This is a genomic window from Curtobacterium sp. YC1, assembly GCF_016267665.1.
Taxonomy (GTDB): domain Bacteria; phylum Actinomycetota; class Actinomycetes; order Actinomycetales; family Microbacteriaceae; genus Curtobacterium.
Map to the genome: position 1 here is coordinate 1,625,890 of NZ_CP066341.1, position 16,360 is coordinate 1,642,249.

16 protein-coding genes are annotated in these 16,360 nt (G+C 75.3%); 5 read left to right on the plus strand and 11 right to left on the minus strand.

Translation table 11 applies throughout. The features are described 5' to 3' along the window. Nucleotides 1–124: 124 nt before the first annotated feature. The 4 genes from I8920_RS07705 to I8920_RS07720 all read right to left on the minus strand — a co-directional run bounded on the left by I8920_RS07705 (nt 125) and on the right by I8920_RS07720 (nt 4,731). Nucleotides 125–784, minus strand: a complete 660-nt coding sequence (locus tag I8920_RS07705; RefSeq protein ID WP_198658529.1) for a DedA family protein — start codon at nt 782–784, stop codon at nt 125–127. A gap of 91 nt (nt 785–875) precedes the next feature. After that, entirely contained in the window at nt 876–1,760 is an 885-nt protein-coding gene (locus tag I8920_RS07710) for a glycosyltransferase family 2 protein (protein WP_198658530.1), read from the minus strand. Then, entirely contained in the window at nt 1,757–3,250 is a 1,494-nt protein-coding gene (rfaE2, locus tag I8920_RS07715; RefSeq protein ID WP_198658531.1) for a D-glycero-beta-D-manno-heptose 1-phosphate adenylyltransferase, read from the minus strand. Before rfaE2 ends, I8920_RS07710 begins: the two co-directional genes overlap by 4 nt. Beyond that, complete coding sequence (locus I8920_RS07720; protein WP_198658532.1) at nt 3,247–4,731, minus strand: aldehyde dehydrogenase family protein; 1,485 nt, start codon at nt 4,729–4,731, stop codon at nt 3,247–3,249. The genes rfaE2 and I8920_RS07720 overlap by 4 nt, the downstream gene beginning before the upstream one ends. Nucleotides 4,732–4,854: 123 nt before the next feature. Here I8920_RS07720 and I8920_RS07725 point away from each other — a divergent pair, with 123 nt between their 5' ends. Continuing rightward, on the plus strand, nt 4,855–5,952 hold the full coding sequence (locus I8920_RS07725) for a glycosyltransferase family 9 protein (RefSeq protein WP_198658533.1): 1,098 nt from the start codon (nt 4,855–4,857) through the stop codon (nt 5,950–5,952). Nucleotides 5,953–6,210: 258 nt separating this feature from the next. On the opposite strand, the gene I8920_RS07730 is transcribed toward I8920_RS07725, so the two are convergent. The 7 genes from I8920_RS07730 to I8920_RS07760 all read right to left on the minus strand — a co-directional run bounded on the left by I8920_RS07730 (nt 6,211) and on the right by I8920_RS07760 (nt 13,069). Next, nucleotides 6,211–6,915 carry an SDR family oxidoreductase gene (locus I8920_RS07730; RefSeq protein ID WP_198658534.1) on the minus strand — a complete coding sequence of 235 codons (705 nt, stop codon included), beginning with the start codon at nt 6,913–6,915 and terminating at the stop codon, nt 6,211–6,213. 94 nt (nt 6,916–7,009) lie between these two features. After that, nucleotides 7,010–8,419 (minus strand): PfkB family carbohydrate kinase, encoded by a 1,410-nt coding sequence (locus I8920_RS07735; RefSeq protein ID WP_198658535.1) that lies wholly within the window; start codon nt 8,417–8,419, stop codon nt 7,010–7,012. Continuing rightward, complete coding sequence (locus I8920_RS07740; RefSeq protein WP_198658536.1) at nt 8,416–9,039, minus strand: D-sedoheptulose-7-phosphate isomerase; 624 nt, start codon at nt 9,037–9,039, stop codon at nt 8,416–8,418. The genes I8920_RS07735 and I8920_RS07740 overlap by 4 nt, the downstream gene beginning before the upstream one ends. Continuing rightward, the gene (locus I8920_RS07745; RefSeq protein WP_198658537.1) at nt 9,036–10,361 is read right to left on the minus strand and encodes a glycosyltransferase; all 1,326 of its coding nucleotides are present in this window, start codon (nt 10,359–10,361) and stop codon (nt 9,036–9,038) included. The genes I8920_RS07740 and I8920_RS07745 overlap by 4 nt, the downstream gene beginning before the upstream one ends. Further along, complete coding sequence (locus tag I8920_RS07750) at nt 10,358–11,359, minus strand: glycosyltransferase (RefSeq protein WP_198658538.1); 1,002 nt, start codon at nt 11,357–11,359, stop codon at nt 10,358–10,360. Before I8920_RS07750 ends, I8920_RS07745 begins: the two co-directional genes overlap by 4 nt. 79 nt (nt 11,360–11,438) lie before the next feature. After that, entirely contained in the window at nt 11,439–12,515 is a 1,077-nt protein-coding gene (locus I8920_RS07755) for a glycosyltransferase family 9 protein (RefSeq protein ID WP_198658539.1), read from the minus strand. Next, nucleotides 12,512–13,069, minus strand: coding sequence for a D-glycero-alpha-D-manno-heptose-1,7-bisphosphate 7-phosphatase (locus I8920_RS07760; RefSeq protein ID WP_198658540.1), 558 nt, complete (start codon nt 13,067–13,069; stop codon nt 12,512–12,514). Before I8920_RS07760 ends, I8920_RS07755 begins: the two co-directional genes overlap by 4 nt. Before the next feature lie 100 nt (nt 13,070–13,169). Here I8920_RS07760 and I8920_RS07765 point away from each other — a divergent pair, with 100 nt between their 5' ends. From I8920_RS07765 to I8920_RS07780, 4 genes are all read left to right on the plus strand, one after another. Continuing rightward, a complete protein-coding gene (locus I8920_RS07765) occupies nt 13,170–14,153 on the plus strand; it encodes a glycosyltransferase family 9 protein (RefSeq protein ID WP_232832858.1) in 984 nt (327 codons plus the stop codon). Nucleotides 14,154–14,202: 49 nt separating this feature from the next. Beyond that, nucleotides 14,203–14,559: a PRC-barrel domain-containing protein gene (locus I8920_RS07770; RefSeq protein ID WP_198658541.1), complete on the plus strand. Its 357-nt coding sequence runs from the start codon at nt 14,203–14,205 to the stop codon at nt 14,557–14,559. A gap of 83 nt (nt 14,560–14,642) precedes the next feature. Further along, entirely contained in the window at nt 14,643–15,680 is a 1,038-nt protein-coding gene (locus tag I8920_RS07775) for an SGNH/GDSL hydrolase family protein (protein ID WP_198658542.1), read from the plus strand. A 127-nt stretch (nt 15,681–15,807) separates the two neighbouring features. Next, nucleotides 15,808–16,275, plus strand: a complete 468-nt coding sequence (locus I8920_RS07780; RefSeq protein WP_232832859.1) for an NUDIX domain-containing protein — start codon at nt 15,808–15,810, stop codon at nt 16,273–16,275. Nucleotides 16,276–16,360 lie beyond the last annotated feature (85 nt).

Consider the following 16,360-nt stretch of genomic DNA (forward strand, 5'->3'; position numbering starts at 1 on the left):
GACGGGAGGCCCGGTGGCAGCTGGCACCGGGCCTCCCGTCCGTCCGCGGTCGCGTCCGGCACCCGCGACGATGTCGTCGTCGTGCGACGTCGACGCTGTCGTCCCGCGTCCGTGCCGGCCGCGCTCAGCGCCCGATCGCGACCGGCTCCGGCGCCTCGGACGAGTCGGACACGCGGGCCGCGCGCGCATCCCGCCGCTTCGCCAGGACGGCGATGACCCGGTCGACCGCGATGCCGAGCCCGGCGGCCACCACCATCGACACCAGCGCCGCGACGACCGGCTCGTGCAGTACCTGCGCGGCCGCGAGCGCGATGCCCACCGAGGTCGACGCCCAGGCGACGCCCGCGATCGAACTGATCGCCAGGAACCGCCGGTAGGGCAGCCGCGTCGCTCCCGCCGTCGTGTTCACCGCGACGCGACCGACCGGGATGTACCGTCCGACCAGGATCAGGCTGGCCGACCGGCGCTGCATCTGCCGCTCGGCGAAGGCGAACGCCGCGACGATCCGGGGCCGCCGCGACCGTCCGAGCCGGGTGAGCCCGATGCGCCGACCGATCCCGTACGCGATCGAGTCCCCGGCGATCGCGCCAACGGCGGCGGCGCCGAGGACACCGACCAGGACCGGCTGGCCGGACGTGGCGGCGACGGCGGCGACCGCCACGAGGGCGGCCTCGCTCGGTACCGGCGGGAAGAACCCGTCGACCAGGCAGAGGGCGAGGAGCACGACGTAGACGAGGGGACTCGCGGCCAGGTCGACGACGAACGGGGTGATCTGGTCCAGCACGGCGACTCCCTCCGCCGACGGACCTCGCCGACCGTCCCGACGCTACGGAATCCGGCGACGGCTGCCATCCGGCGGGGGTCGGAGCGGCCTCCTACTGCGGGATGACGTTCCCCTCGGCGAACACGACGTCGGGGGCGTCCACCCGCCGGTCGACCACGGTGGTCGGGGCCTCGAGGTGGACGGCGCCCGACGGCAGGATGCCGACACCGCCGGAGCGTTCCATCACCCGCCACTGCGCCACGACGTCCTCGCCGGCGTGCTCGGGCGGCAGGGTGTCCCAGAAGGCGAAGCCGCCGACGTCGAGCAGCGCGGCGCGGTCGTAGAGCGTGCAGGCTCCCACCCAGGCGACGCGGTACGGCACCCACCCGCCCGGTTCGACGTCGAGGTCGGCGGCGACGTGCGTCGGGTTGGCGGCGTTGTGCAGCGACCAGCGGTCGAACCCGGGCGTCCCGCGCCGCACCACCTCGGGCACGACGGGGCCGTCCCACCGCTCGAACACGGCGGTCTCGTGCGGGCGACGGTCCTGCAGGTAGGACAACCCCTGCACCGCGCTGCCGACGAAGCCGCAGCCGAGCGTGCGCAGGGCGTCGAGCATCCGGGCGATCGAGCCCGGTTCGAGCCAGACGTCGTCGTCGAGGAACAGCACCGCGGGTGCCGAGGCGTGGTCGAGCAGGAACTGCCGGTGCTCGGCCAGGCCACGCCGTTCCGGGTGCGTGAGACGCGTGACGGGCCGGCCCTGGGCCTCCAGGACGCGGAGCATCGCCGCGACCGCCGGCGCGCTGGCGGCGTCCGAGCCCGCCGACTGGTCGCTGAGCACGACGCGCAGGTCGACGTCGGTCTGCGCGGCCAGGCCGGCGAGCGTCGCCGCGAGCTCGGCCGGACGGCCGACGGTGGGGATGAGCACGTCCACGTCGACGTGCCCGGTGTCCGCTGGATCGGGGGCCTTCGCCCAGGACCCGGACCAGCGGGCGGTCACGGTGCCGGGTCCGGTTCGGGGCGTGCGGCGGCCTCGCGGATGCGGCGCACCACGGCCGTCGTGGAGTGCTCGGGCACGTAGTCGACCATCACGACCTCGCCCCCGTAGCCGCGCACGACCGCGGTCTCGCTGAGCATCTCGGGGGAGTAGTCACCACCCTTGACGTAGACCTCGGGCCGGAGCCGTTCGATGAGCGGGATCGGGGTGTCCGTCGCGAAGACGGTGACCAGGTCGACGCAGGCCAGCGCGGCGAGCACGCCGGCGCGGTCCTCGGCGGGGTTGATCGGCCGCTCCGGGCCCTTCAGCCGGCGGACCGAGTCGTCGTCGTTGAGCGCGACGACGAGGAGGTCGCCCAGGTCGCGTGCCTGCCGCAGGTAGGTCGTGTGGCCGCGGTGGACGACGTCGAAGCACCCGTTCGTGAAGACCACGCGGCGGCCGGCACGGCGGGCCGCCTCGACCGCGGTGGCGAGTTCGTCGTGGTCGACGACGGTCGCGGCGGGCGCGGTGACGGAGTCGAGGAGCGCGGCGGCGGTGCAGACCGAGGTACCGGCCTCGCGGACCACGACGTCGGCGGCGGCCTGGGCGACCGACACCGCGTCGCGCAGGGGGGCCTGCACGGCGAGGGCGACGGTCGCGGCGGCGCAGAACGTGTCGCCGGCGCCCGACGCCTGCTGCTCCGACGCCGGGATCGCCCGGGTGCGGAAGCCGCGGTCGGAGCCGGGCTCGAGCAGCACCGTGCCGTCGCGGTCGAGGGTGACGACCGCGGCGCGCGCACCGCTGCGGGCGAGGACGTCGTCGCGGGCGGCCAGCACGGTCGCGGCACGGTCTGCGCCGGTGCCGAGCTCGGTGCCGAGCAGCGCGGCGGTCTCCCCGGCGTTCGGTGTGACGAGGTCGGGGTGCAGCGCGGCCCAGCGGGTCAGGTCGTGCGCGTCGACGACGACGGCACCCGGGCGGTCGCGGTCGAGCATCGGGACGACGTCGTCGGGCTGGACGCCCAGGCCGTAGTCGCAGACCACCGCGGCGTCGGCGCACCGGACGGCGCGGGCGACGGAGCGGGCGAGCTGTTCGCCGTGCTCCGGGGTGGGTGTGGCGGCGAGTTCGTCGACGCGGACGACCATGCGGTCACCGCCGACGACACGGGACTTCGTGGTGGTCCGTGCGCCGGGGATCTCCACCAGGTACGACGTGTCGACCCCGGCGGCCTCGAGTCGCTGGCGCAGGACGGCGCCGGCCTCGTCGTCGCCGATCAGACCGACCATCCGGACGCGGGCACCGAGCGCGCGGGCGTTCACGGCGGTGTTCGCGGCGCCGCCGGGCACGGCGATCGTCTCGGTGACGCGGACGACGGGGGCGGGCGCTTCGCGGGAGACCCGCTCGGCCTCGCCGACGGTCCACCGGTCGAGGATGCAGTCGCCGATCACGACGACGAGGGGCTCGCGGTCGTCGACGGTGGCGACGAGGTCGCGGACCAGGCGGACGTCGGCGGTCATCGGGTGCCTCCCACGGTGTCGGCGCTGCCGGCGGTGGCGCCGGCGGCGGCTGCGGGGTCGCTGCTGCCGGCCGCGCTGGCGGGCTGCGTGCCGCGGCGGGGCGGTGCGGCCTCGAGGTGCACGACGGTCGTCGTCGTCATCTCGTCGAGCAGGTGCGGGCCGTACCCGAACCCGGCGCCCGAGGCACCACGCGGCTGGGCGCTGCCGCCGGGGGCGCCGCCGAACACCGCGTTCACCTTGACGGTGCCGACGGGCAGCTCGGCCGCGGCGCGCAGGGCGTGCCCGGTGTCGTTCGTCAGCACGGTCGCGGCCAGGCCGTAGCGGTCGGCCGCGGCGAGCCGGATCCCCTCGTCGAAGTCCGACACCACACGGACGGGCGCGATCGGACCGAAGGTCTCCTCGGTCAGCACGAGCATGTCGTCGGTGCACTCGGTCAGGACGGTCGCCGGGTAGAACGAGCCCGGCCCGTCCGGCGTGACGCCGCCGGTGCGGACGACCGCGCCGCGCGAGACGGCCTCGTCGACGTGCGCCTGCACGGTGCGACGCAGGCGGTCGTCGACGAGCGGACCGAAGTCGGCGGCGGCCGACGCCGTGCGGCGCTCGGCCTCGGCGACGAGCGCGGTGACGAACGCGTCGGCGACGTCCTGGTGCACGTAGACCCGCTCGACGCTCGTGCAGATCTGTCCGGTGTTCGCGAAGGCCCCCAGTGCGACCTGCGCGGCGGCCCACTCCGGGTCGACGTCGGCGTCCACCACGACGGCGTCGTTGCCGCCGTTCTCGCGGATGACGTGGGCACGGGTGGTGGCGGCGACCTCGCTCAGGCGGTCGCCGGTGGCGGTCGAGCCGACGTGCGCGTACACGTCGATGCCGTCCTGGGCGAGGAGCTGCTCGCCGGTGGTCGCGTCACCGTCGACACCGACGAGCACGCCGTCCGGCAGCACCTCGGCCAGCAGGGCGTTCAGCCGCGCGAACGTGGCGGGGCACCGCTCGCTGCCCTTGTGCACGACGGTGTTACCGGTGACGATCGCGGCGCCGAGGATCCCGCAGGCCACCGCGACCGGGTCGTTCCACGGCGTCAGCGCGAGGACGACACCACGGGCGTGCGGCACCGACCAGTCGGCGGCACCGAACTGGCCGCGCAGGGCCTCGCCGCGGTGCACCGGTCCGAGCTCGGCGTACTGCACGAGCGTGCCGATGCCGGCCTCGACGCCGCCCAGGGCGTCACCGGGGACCTTGCCGGTCTCGCGGGTGTTGAGGTCTGCCAGCTCCTGCGCGTGTGCGCGGAGGTGCTCCGCCGCCGCGTGCAGCAGTGCCCCGCGCTCCGCCGGCGCCGTCCTGGCCCAGGCGCCCGCGGCTACGCGTGCGCGTGCGACCGCGTCCCGGACGTCCTCCTCGGTCGAGCGGGGGACGCTCGACGCGGTGGACCCGTCGACCGGGTCGGTCACGACGAGGTCGTCGGTGGCGGTGGGTGCGATCGTCATGGGGTCCTTCCGGGGACGGGCGGGCCTCACACGTTGCCCGAACATCGCTGGGTGCGGTCACGGCGTCGCGCTTCTCGTCCATCGGGCACCGGTGCTGAACGTCCGACCGGGGCCGACCGGTAGATGTTGACTGTGCAACAGATCGGTGTGGGCGGAGAACGGTTCGACGGCGTCAGGGAGATCGCGGTGCTCCGCGGTGGGGGACTCGGGGACCTGATGTTCGCGCTGCCGGCGATCGAGGCACTCGCGGCCGCCTACCCGGACGCGCGGGTGACGCTCCTCGGCACCCCGGCCGGGCAGGCCGTGCTGCAGGGGCGGACCGACGCCGTGCACGCCTTCGAGGATCTCCCCGTCGCGCCCGGCGTCCGCGAGTCCGGCGACGGCGCCCCGTCCGAGCAGGACTTCTTCGAGCGGCTGCACGGACGCTTCGACCTCGCGGTCCAGGTGCACGGCGGCGGGCGGAACTCGAACCCGTTCCTGCTCCGCCTCGGCGCCCGGCACACCGTCGGCACCGCCACCGAGGACGCCGAGGTCCTGGAACGCTGGGTCCGGTACGTCTACTACCAGCACGAGGTCGTCCGTGCCCTCGAGGTCGCATCCCTCGCCGGGGCGGAGCCGGTGACCCTCGACCCGCGGGTCCGCGTCACCGCGTCCGAACGAGCGGCCGTGCGCGAGCGCCTCGGTGTCGCCGGACGCCTCGTCGCCGTGCACCCCGGCGCGACGGATCCTCGTCGGCGCTGGAGCCCCGATCGGTTCGCCGCGGTCGTGCGCGCCCGCCTGGAGGCCGGCGACGCCGTCGTCCTCGTGGGCGACGCCACCGACGTCCCGGCGTCGGACGCCATCATCGCCGCGGTCCCGTCGGAACTCCGCGCCGGGCTGCACGACCTGACCGGGTCGCTGCCGCTGCCCGAGCTGCCCGCCGTCCTCGCCGCCGCCGACGTCATGGTCGGCGACGACTCCGGTCCGCGCCACCTGGCGGTCGCCGTCGGCACCCCGACGGTCGGCGTGTTCTGGTTCGGGAACGTCGTCAACGCCGGTCCGTTCGACCGCGGGCGGCACCGGGTGCACCTGTCGTACGTCACGCGGTGCCCCGTGTGCGGCATCGACGTCACCCAGGTGGGGTGGACCGCGGAGCGCTGCGAGCACGACCCGTCCTACGTCGACGAGGTCGAGCCGGACCTGGTCCTCGCCGACGTCGAGGACCTGCTCCGCCACGCCTGACGGCGGGTGGGCGGGCGGCGCGGGCGCCCTCGCGGGAGCGACAGGGCGCCGCGGACCGTGCGTGCGCGTCTGTCGCTTCCGCCAGGTGGTCGTGCCACCCACCGGACGGGAGGCACGGCGCACGTCCGCCACCGCGCCTCCCGTCCGACCGCCGGTCGCGATCCGGGCACGCGTGCCGCGGCTCGGGCCCGCACCCGTGCCGGTAACGCGACAGGACCCCGCGGGCGTCCGCGGGGTCCTGTCGCTCGCGCGAGGGGCCTACGGCCAGCTCGGCTCCGTGGCGGGCATGATCGACAGCTCGCGGATCTCGCAACCGGCCGGCTGCGACAGCGCGAAGATGATCGAGTTCGCGACGTACTCCGGCTCGATGAGCTGCGCGTCCGGACCCGGCTTGTACTGCTCGGTGCGGTCCGCGAAGAAGTTCGTGCGCATGCCGGCCGGGATCACGTTGGTGACCCCGATGCGGCCGGCGGTCTCCGCGGCGAGGGCCTGCGAGAACCCGCGGACGCCGAACTTCGACGCCGAGTAGGCGGTGCCGTGACCGACGCCGCGCAGGGCGAGCGACGACGAGATCGTCACGACACGGCCGTGCGTGGCCTCGAGGGCGGGCAGCGCGGCGCGGACGGTCGACGCGGTGCCGATCAGGTTCACGCCGACGATCTGCTCCCACTTGCCCGACGAGATGGCGTCGATCGGGGCGGGGGTGTCGATGCCCGCGGCGGTGACGACGGCGTCCAGGCCGCCGTGGCGCTCGACGGCCTCGCGCACGGCCTGCTCGACGGCCTCGGTGTCCGAGACGTCGACCGCGACGGCGTCGACACCGTCGGGCACGGCGTCGATCCGCAGGTCCAGGACGATGGGCGTGCCGCCGGCCTCGGTGACGGCCGCGACGACGGCGGCGCCGAGTCCGGACGCGCCGCCGGTGACGAGGACGCGGCCGATGGGGGTGGTGGGGACGGGCATGGAGTTCCTTCCGGGTGGGCGTGGTGCTGCCGGCGGACCGGCGGGGTGTCGGACGACCGGGACGCCCGTCGTCGGGACGACGGGCGTCGCCGGGTCAGCCGACCTGTTCGAGGGCCGCGGCGAGGCGGGTGGTGGAGCGTCCCGGGTGGAACGGCACGGTCACGACGCGACCGCCCCACTCCGCCAGGGTCGCCGTCTCCGGCAGTTCGCTCGCGGTGTAGTCGCCGCCCTTCGCCCAGACGTCCGGGCGGAAGCGGCGCAGGGCCTCGTCGGGGGTCGACTCGTCGAACACGACCACGGCGTCGACGCAGTCGAGCGCGAGGAGCAGCTCGACCCGGTCGTCCTGGGTCATGATCGGCCGGTCGGGGCCCTTCAGTCCGCGCACCGACGAGTCCGAGTTGAGGCACACGACCAGGCAGTCGCCGAGCGCGCGGGCGGCGGACAGGGTGCGGGCGTGCCCGGCGTGCAGCAGGTCGAAGCACCCGCCGGTGGCGACGACGGTGCCGCCGGCGCTCCGGACGTCGTGCACCAGGCGCATCGCGTCGCGGTCCGAGCCCGGGACCGCCAGCGGGGCGGGCCCGTCGTCGGCGAAGAGCGCGGTGACGCCCCCGGCCGCCAGGTACTCGGACGCCGCGACCACGCCGGCCGACACGGCGTCGGGGACGTCCGCTCCGGCCGCCAGGGCGACGGCGACACCGGCGGCGAGCCGGTCACCGGCACCGCAGGGGTCCCCGGCGCTGACGGACGGCGCCGGCACGAAGCGGCTGTCGCCCTGCGCGTCGGCGAGCAGTGCGCCGCGGTCACCCATGGTCACGGCGACGGCACCGGCCTGCCACTGCTCGACGAGCCGTGCGGCGGCCTCGGTGGCGAAGGGCACGCCGTGCCCCGCCACGTCGGTGAAGCGTCGCGCCTCGGCGGCGTTCGGGGTCGCGACCGCGATCCCCGCCACCGGGGCGGCGCCCTTGGGGTGCGGGTCCCAGACCACCGGGACGCGCTCGGCGACCCGGGTCAGGGCGTCCCGCAGCGCGGGTGACGCGGCGACGCCCCGGCCGTAGTCGGCGACGACGACCGCGTCGACGTCGTCGAGCGCGGCGATCATGGCGCCGGTGGCCTCGGGGACGGGCGGGGTCGCGCAGCCCTCGTCGATGCGGACGAGAGCGTGGTCGACGACGCGCACGCGGGTCTTCACCGGGGTCGGCGCACCGGAGGGCCCGGCGACGACGGTGACGTCGGGCAGCAGGTCGCGGATCTCCTGCGCCCGTCCGTCGTCGCTCAGCACCGTGACCAGGGTGACGTCGTGGCCGTCGCGGGTGAGCATGGTCGCCACGAGTCCGGCGCCGCCGGCGCGGCGGTCGTCGGTGTCGACGTCGACCACGGGCACCGGGGCGTCGGGGCTCAGGCGTTCACTCGTGCCGGAGACGTCCACGTCGAGCAGGGTGTCGCCGACGACGGCGATGCGGAAGCGCGGCGAGGCGGCGCGGCCGGCACCGGTGGACGCGCTCACCGGCGGACCCCGCGTCGGAGCGTCGGTTCCATGGCCTTGCACAGCGCGTGCACCAGGACGAGCTGCGCCTCCTGCACGTTGGCGGAGGGGCCGTCGATGCAGATCGCGTCGTCGACGGCCTCGGCGAGGGGGTTCGGCCGGGGACCGGTCATCGCGATGGAGCGAGCACCGACCGCGCGGGCAGCCTCTGCCGCGCGGAGCAGGTTCGGGCTCTTGCCGCTGGTCGACAGCAGCACGACGACGTCACCGGCGCGGGCGTGCGCCGACACCTGCCGCGCGAAGACCTGGTCGTACCCGTAGTCGTTGCCGATGGCCGTGACCGCGGAGGACTCCGCGTGCAGCGAGATGGCCGAGTACGCGGGCCGGTCGCCGTCGAAGCGCCCCGTCAGCTCGGACGTCAGGTGCTGCGCCTCGGCAGCCGAACCGCCGTTGCCCGCGGCGAGCAGTCGGCGCCCGGCCACCAGGCGTGCGGCGATGTCGTCGGCCCACTCGGCGATGTGGTCCTTGTGGTCGACGAGCGAGGCGATCACGGGGACCGACGCCGCGACGTGGTCGACGACGACGCGGGCGCTCTCCGTGGAGGCGCGCTCCTCGAGCCCGGTCTGCTGGTCGATGGTCATCGTGCGGTCCTCTCCGTCGGGTGCGCGGCGCGGGCGACGCGTCCGGCGTTGGTGGTGCGCGAGCGGCCGGCGGCCGGTGCGCTGGCCGCGGTGGACGACGCGCCGGCGAGCAGGCGTTCGTAGACCCGCTCGCTGTCCGCGGCGACCTTCTGCCACGTGTAGCGCGACTCGGCGCGCTCCCGTCCGGCGCGACCGTAGGCCTCGCGGCGGTCGGGGTCGTCGAGCAGGGCACCGACGGCGGCGGCGACCGCGGCCTCGTCGCGCGGCGGCACGTGCAGGCCGGTCGCGTCCTCGACCACGGTGTCGATGAGGCCGCCGACGCTCGACGCGACCACGGGGCGACCGCAGGCCATCGCCTCGAGCGGCACGATGCCGAAGGGCTCGTACCAGGGGGCGCACACGACGACGTCGGCGCTGCGGTAGACGGCGGGCATGTCGTGCTGCCCGAGCTGCCCGCGGAACGACACGTGGTCGCGGACACCGAGCGAGCGTGCCAGGGCGTCGAGCCGCTGGTACTCGGGGTCGTCGACCAGGTCGGCACCGGCCACACCGGCACCCCCGACGACGACGAGTTCGACGTCGCGGCCCTGCTCGACGAGCGCGGCGAGCGCGGCGATGGTCGTCCCCACGCCCTTGCGTTGCACGAGTCGCGACGCGGTGAGCACCCGGAGCGGTCGGTCCCGCTGCTCGACGGGGCCGTCCGGACGGAAGAGCGAGACGTCGACGCCGCACGGCACCACCGAGATGGCGTGCAGCGGGACGCCGAGGGCCTTGAGCTCGAAGGCCTCGTCGGAACAGGTGGCGACGACCTGGTCGACGCTGCGGCCGACCGCCGGCTCGATCCACTCGCGCTCGGCGGGGCTCGTGTCCGCGGAGCCCTGGTGGCGACGCTTCACGACGCCGAGGGCGTGGAAGGTCTGCACGACGGGGATCCGGACGCCACCGGTGCGGGCCTGCACCTGCGCGACGGCCTCGAGCGCGGCGTGGCCGGACATCCAGAAGTGCGCGTGCACGACGTCGGGGCGCTCGATGAACCACTCGGCGGCGAGCACCGCGGCGAACGTGCCCATGTACGGGAACAGGTCGTCCTTCGGCACCGAGCGCGCCGGGCCCGCGTCGACGTGCACGACGTCGACACCCGGGCGCAGGGGCACGCGGACCGGCTGCGCGGCGTCGTCGCGGCGCGTGTACACGGTGACGTGGTGGCCGCGGTCGGCCAGGGCGCCGGACAGCTCGGCCACGTGGACGTTCTGTCCTCCGGCGTCGACTCCACCGAGCACCGCGAGCGGGCTCGCGTGCTCGGACACCATCGCGATCCTCATCGCAGGCTCCCTTCCAACGCGGCTCCCGCCGCCCGGTCCCGTCGCGCACCGCGCGTGACGGCGTCGTCGAGCAGGTCGTCCCAGTCCGCCAGGAAGCGGCCGAGCGCGTGCCGCGCGAGGACGGCCTCCCGTGCCACCGCGCCCCGTCGGCGCGCCTCGTCGGGGTCCTCGAGCAACAGCCTGGAGGCCCGCACCAGCTCCTCGACGTCCGTCGCGATCGCGCCGGCCTCGGCGGGCACGGTGCGCGCGGCGTCGGTCGTGGCGAGCACGAGCACCGGCATCGCCATGTGCATCGACTCGATGAGCGACAGTCCGAGCGAGGTCCAGCGGTTCGGGTGCACGTAGGCACGCCGTTCGGCGAGCGCCGCGTGCATCGGGTCGGACTGCACGTCGCCCTGCGCGACGACGCGGTCGCCGAAGCCGAGCTCCGGCAGCCGTTCGGTGCCGATGCCCCAGACGTCGACCGGTGCGACCTCGGCGAAGCGGGGGAGCAGGTCGGTGCCGACGACACGGTTGCGACGGACGGGCTCGTTGATCACGACGCCCAGGCGGTCGAGCGTGCCGGTGTACAGGGGGCCGGGGTCGACGACGCCGTGCTCGACGACGGTGGTCCGGGCGCTGCCGCAGTCCCACATGAGGGCGTTCCAGTGCGTCACGTGTGCGATGGTCAGGTCGTCGCGGTCGCGCATCGGGTGCAGGCTGTTCGGCACGTCGACCCGGGGGGCGTTGTGCTCGACGAACACCATCGGGACCTCGCGACCACCGAGCAGTCGGCGGGCTTCCTCGAGTTCCTCGGTGCGCTGCAGGACGACGACGTCGACCTCGGCCTCGGCGACGTCCGCCGGGTCGATCTCGACGGCGTTCTCCGGCCAGGCGCGCCCGCCGCGACCGAGTCCCCAGGCGTCGCGCGCCGGGGTGGTCGGGATGAGGTACTCGTGGGGGCCGCGGACGAAGGCGTCCATCCAGCCGCCGTGCACGTGCCACACGAGGATCCGCATGCAGGGCCTTCCGGTCGGGGTCGGTTCGGGGTGCTCCGAGGTGCAGGAGGAGGAGCAGGAGGAGAAGCAGTGGCGCACGCTACGCACGGCCTTCTGGGGAGTCGCGCAGACTTCTCCCGATCATCCGCTCAGCGCGGTGCAGCAGGCGGTCGTGGGCCTGCAGGACGTCCTCGACGCCCACACCGGACAGGCAGGGGTGCCCGGCCACGGGGCACTCGCGGGCGCGGCTCAGCCGGCACGGTGCCGTCTGGTCGCCGAGCAGTTCGACGAGCGGGGCGTACGGCGCCCACTTCACCGCGGGGACGACGGGCGAGAACAGGCTGACGATCGGCGCGCCGACGGCGGCGGCGAGGTGGGCCGGGCCGGTGTTGCCGACGACCACCACCTCGGCGCGGGCGAGCACGGCGGCGAGGCCGGCCGGACTGGTCCGGCCGCCGAGGTCGATGCCGGTGTCCCCGGCGACCGAGGCGGTCAGCGCGCGTTCCCCGGGGGAGCCGGTGACGACGACGGGCACCCCGCGCTCGGCGTACGCCGCGACGAGGGCGCGGTGGTGGGACTCCGGCCAGGACCGTGCGGGGACGCTGGCACCCGGGTGCACGACCACGTAGCGGCCGAGCGCGGCCACGGACGGTGGCAGGTCGTCGTCGTGCCGCACCACGAGCCTCCCGTCGTCCCCGGCCGGCAGCCGGAACCCGGCCGCCTCGGCGATGCGCAGCGCGCGTTCCGGTTCGGGGAGGTCCTCGGGCAGGTCCTCGCCGGGCCGCAGGCGCACGTCGAGCAGCGAGCCGGGGTGGTCGACGGACGCGCCGGAGACCCGGGGGACGCCGGCCAGGCGGAGCAGGAGCGCCAGGGGGAGCGGCGACTGGTGGAACGAGGTCAGCACGACCGCCTCGTCCGGGCGTTCCTCGGCGACCAGGGCCCGGAACTCCTCGAGCACGGCGTCGTCGATCGGACGTGCCGTCTCGGTGACCCACGGTGCCGCCCAGACACGCACGCGGTCGACGCCGGGCAGCAGGTCGGCCGCGGGGGCGCCCTGCGGTCCGCACAGCATGGTGACGTGCGACGCGCCGTCGGCGACGGCTCGGACCGCCGGCCCGGCGACCAGGACGTCGCCGAACGAGTCGAGGCGGGCGACGAGGACGCGGGGGCCGGTCACGCGCGGTCAGCCGGTGCGCCGGTCCGCTGCAGGACGAGGTCGACGGCCTCGGCGAGGTCCGTCGCGACGGTCTCGGCCGCGTCGACCTCCTCGACGCGGGTCCGCTGCGTCGGGACGAGGATGCCCTGCGCGCCGGCGTTCCGTGCGGCCTGCACGTCTGCGCCGATGTCGCCGACCACCACGACCGACTCCGGCGGGATGCCGAGCCGCTCGGCCGCCTCGAGCACCATCCCCGGCCGCGGCTTGCGGCAGGCGCAGTCGTCACCGGCGTCGTGGGGGCAGACGCACCAGACGTCGAACGGTCCGACGAGTTCGTCGACCCGGGCGTTGGTGGCGTCGACCTGCTCGCGGGTCGCCATGCCCTTCGCGATCACCGACTGGTTCGTCACGACACCGAGCCGGAGTCCGGCGGCCCGTGCCCGCTCCACGGCGCGGGCTGCCCCGGGGACGGGCACCACGAGGTGCGGGTCGGCGTTGTAGGGGACGTCGACCACGATGGTGTCGTCGCGGTCGAGGAGCAGGCCGCGGATGACGCGGTCCGGAGCGAGGGCCATGCCTCCATGCCTACCGGTGCGCGGCACGGCGCGCCCGCGCACCGTCCGCGGAACGCGCTCTCCGTGCCGCCCACCAGCGTGTCGGGTCTACGGTCGGCGCGTGACCGCCCTCGAGAGCATGCCCCCGTCGGACGGACGCCCGGAACTGGTCGTCCTCCGCGCCATCAAGCTCGGTGACCTGCTCGTCGCCGTCCCCGCCCTGCACGCGCTGCGTCGCGCGTTCCCCGACCACCGGATCACCCTGGCCACGACCGCGTGGCTCGCCCCCGTCGTCGAGCTGGTCCCCGCGGTGGACGTCCACCTCGCGCAGCACGGTCTGGACCACCCGATCGGCGTGCCGGCCGGTTCGGTCGACGTCGCGGTCAACCTGCACGGTGCCGGCCCCGAGTCGTCCGACCTCGTGGCCGCCCTCCGCCCGCGCCGGGTCATCGGACACGCCGACTCCACCCACGGGTACGAGGGTCCCGAGTGGCCGCACGACGTGCACGAGCGCGACCGGTGGGCCGACCTGCTCACGTGGCACGGCATCGACGCCGACGCGACCGACGTCGCGATCGACCGTCCGGTCGCCCCGCCCGTCGTCGACGGCGCGGCCGTCGTGCACGTCGGCGCCTTCCACGGCGCCCGGCACTGGCCGACCGACCGCTTCGCCGACGTGGTGCGCGGCCTGCGCGAGCGCGGTCTCGACGTCGTCCTGACGGGAGGCGCGGACGACGTCGTGCGCGCCCGTGCGGTCGCCGACGCTGCCGGCCTGGCGCCGGAGGCGGTCCTCGCGGGCACCCTGGACCTGCAGGCCTTCGCCGCGGTCATCGCCGCGGCGCGGCTCGTGGTGACGGTCGACACCGGTGCGGCACACCTGGCGACCGCCTACGGCGTGCCCTCCGTCGTGCTGTTCGGCCCGGCACCGCCCGAGGCGTGGGGGCCGCCCGCGACCGGTCCGCACATCGTGCTCACCGATGCCTCGGTCCGGCGCGGGGACGTCTTCGCCGAGGACCCGGACCCGGCGATCCTGGCCGTCTCCGCCGACGACGTGCTGGCCGCCGTCGACGAGCTCGCGGTGAGCGCTCAGGGTGGCGGGCGGTAGCGTCGAGCGCGAGCACCCGGACCTGCCGGACGCTCGGAGGGAGCCCTTCGTGTTCGAAGCCACGAACATCCGCGACTGGATCGGCCTGCCGGTCGTCGACGAGGCCGACGACAAGGTCGGCACGCTCGAGAGCATCTACTACGACACCGCGACGTCGGACCCCGCCTTCGGCGCCCTGACCACCGGGATGGTCGGCTTCCAGAAGCTCGTCTTCGTGCCGCTGTTCGGCGCGACGGTCGCCCCGAAGCACCTGCGGGTGACCTACGCGAAGAAGCTCGTCAAGGACGCGCCGTCGATCCCGACCGACGGCGAGCTCGACGCGGCCACCGAGCCCGAGCTGTTCCAGCACTACGGGCTGGAGTACCGCACCGGCAGCGGCGGCGAGCGCCGACTCGGACGCCGCTGACCGCGACCGACCCGACCGACCACGTCCCACCCGCCCGGAGGCCGCAACTGCTCCGCACCGCCCCTCGGACACTGACCGTCGCCGTGGCCGCACTCGGTGTCGCCGGCCTGCTCGTCTCGGGGGCCGTCGTCCCCGGCACGGCGCCGGCGGCGTCGGCGGCGCCGATGTGGCCGGTGCCCGAGCCGTACCCGGTACCGACCGACCCGCCGGAGCGCCTCGCCGACCTGCCGCCCGGCAGCGAGTACGTCGCCCTCGGCGACTCCTACTCCGCCGGCTACGGCCTGCCCACGCCGACGCGTCTGCCGACGAACGCGTGTGCCCAGTCGGCGCGCGACTACCCGCACCGGCTCGCGGCGCGGTTCGGGTTCGCGCTGACCGACGTCACGTGCGCCGGTGCCACGAGCGAGGACGTCACGACGCGCAACCAGTTCGCGGGGGTGCCGCCGCAGATCGAGTCGCTGTCGCCGAGCACCCGTCTGGTGACCCTGACGATCGGCGGCAACGACGCCGACCTGTTCGGCACCGCCGCGTCGTGCCTGGCGATCTCCGCCCAGGGGCCGGTGTTCTCCGGCCGGGACGCGCCGTCGTGCGAGAGCAGTCTCGTGCGGGACGGCGAGGACCAGCTCCGCGCGAAGATCCAGTCGCGGGTGGCCCTCGGTGTCGCCGACACCCTGGCGGCGGTGCGCCGGGCGGCGCCGAACGCGGTCGTCGTGTTCCTCGGATACCCGGCGATCTTCCCGGACGCCGAGCACACCCCGGCGACGGGGTGCTTCCGGTCCGCGCTCGACCTCGGCACGCTCGCCGGCTCGTTCCCGTCGGACACCTTCCCCTTCACCGACGCCGACGTCGAGTACCTGCACGGGGTGCAGGAGGAGCTCGACACGGTCTCGGCCTCGGCAGCCGACGCCGCGGGGGTGCGGTTCGTCGACGTGCTCGCCGACACCGCCGACCACTCGGCGTGCGCCGCCGCAGACGAGCGGTACGTCGCCGGCGTCAGCCTGACCGGCACAGGCGACCTGCGACGGATCGACCTGGAGGCCGGCGCGCTGCACCCGAACGGCCGCGGTGTCGCGTACCTGACCGACCGGGTGGCGAGGGCGATCGGCGCGCCCGCGGGCTGACGCGCAGCGCGCCGGACCGGTGCCCAGCCGGAGGGGTACGCAGCCGGACCAACAGCGGACGCGAGCCGAGCGACGGCGGCGATCCGGGCCTCCCGGCCGTCCGCTCGGTAGTGTCGCGAGCGTGGTCGTGAGCGCCGGACTGTTGCTGCACCGGACCGGACCGTCCGGTCCCGAGGTCTTCGTGGCGCACATGGGCGGGCCGTTCTGGCGGAACCGGCCGCGCGCCTGGACGATCCCGAAGGGGCTCGTCGAGGACGGCGAGGACCCGGTCACGACCGCGCTGCGCGAGTTCGCCGAGGAGATCGGCGTGCCGGCTCCGGTCAGCGGCACGGACGTCGTCGACCTGGGGGAGTTCCGGCAGGCGTCGGGCAAGCGCGTGCGGGTGCTCGCCGCGGCGGCACCCGGCTTCGCGGTCGACGTGGTGCGGAGCAACACCGTGCTGCTCGAGCTGCCGCGTGGGTCGGGGCGCACGGTCGAGGTGCCCGAGGTCGACGACGCGCGGTGGGTGCCGGTGGCCGAGGCGCGGACGCTGCTCGTCGCCGGGCAGGTCGCGGCCGTCGACGCGCTCCTGCTGACGTTCGGCCGGGACGACTGATCCATCCCGGCCGGGACCCGTCCCACCGAAGTCGCACGACACGCCGCGTGCGTTCCGCCGAAGTCGCACCAACTCCCGCCTGATC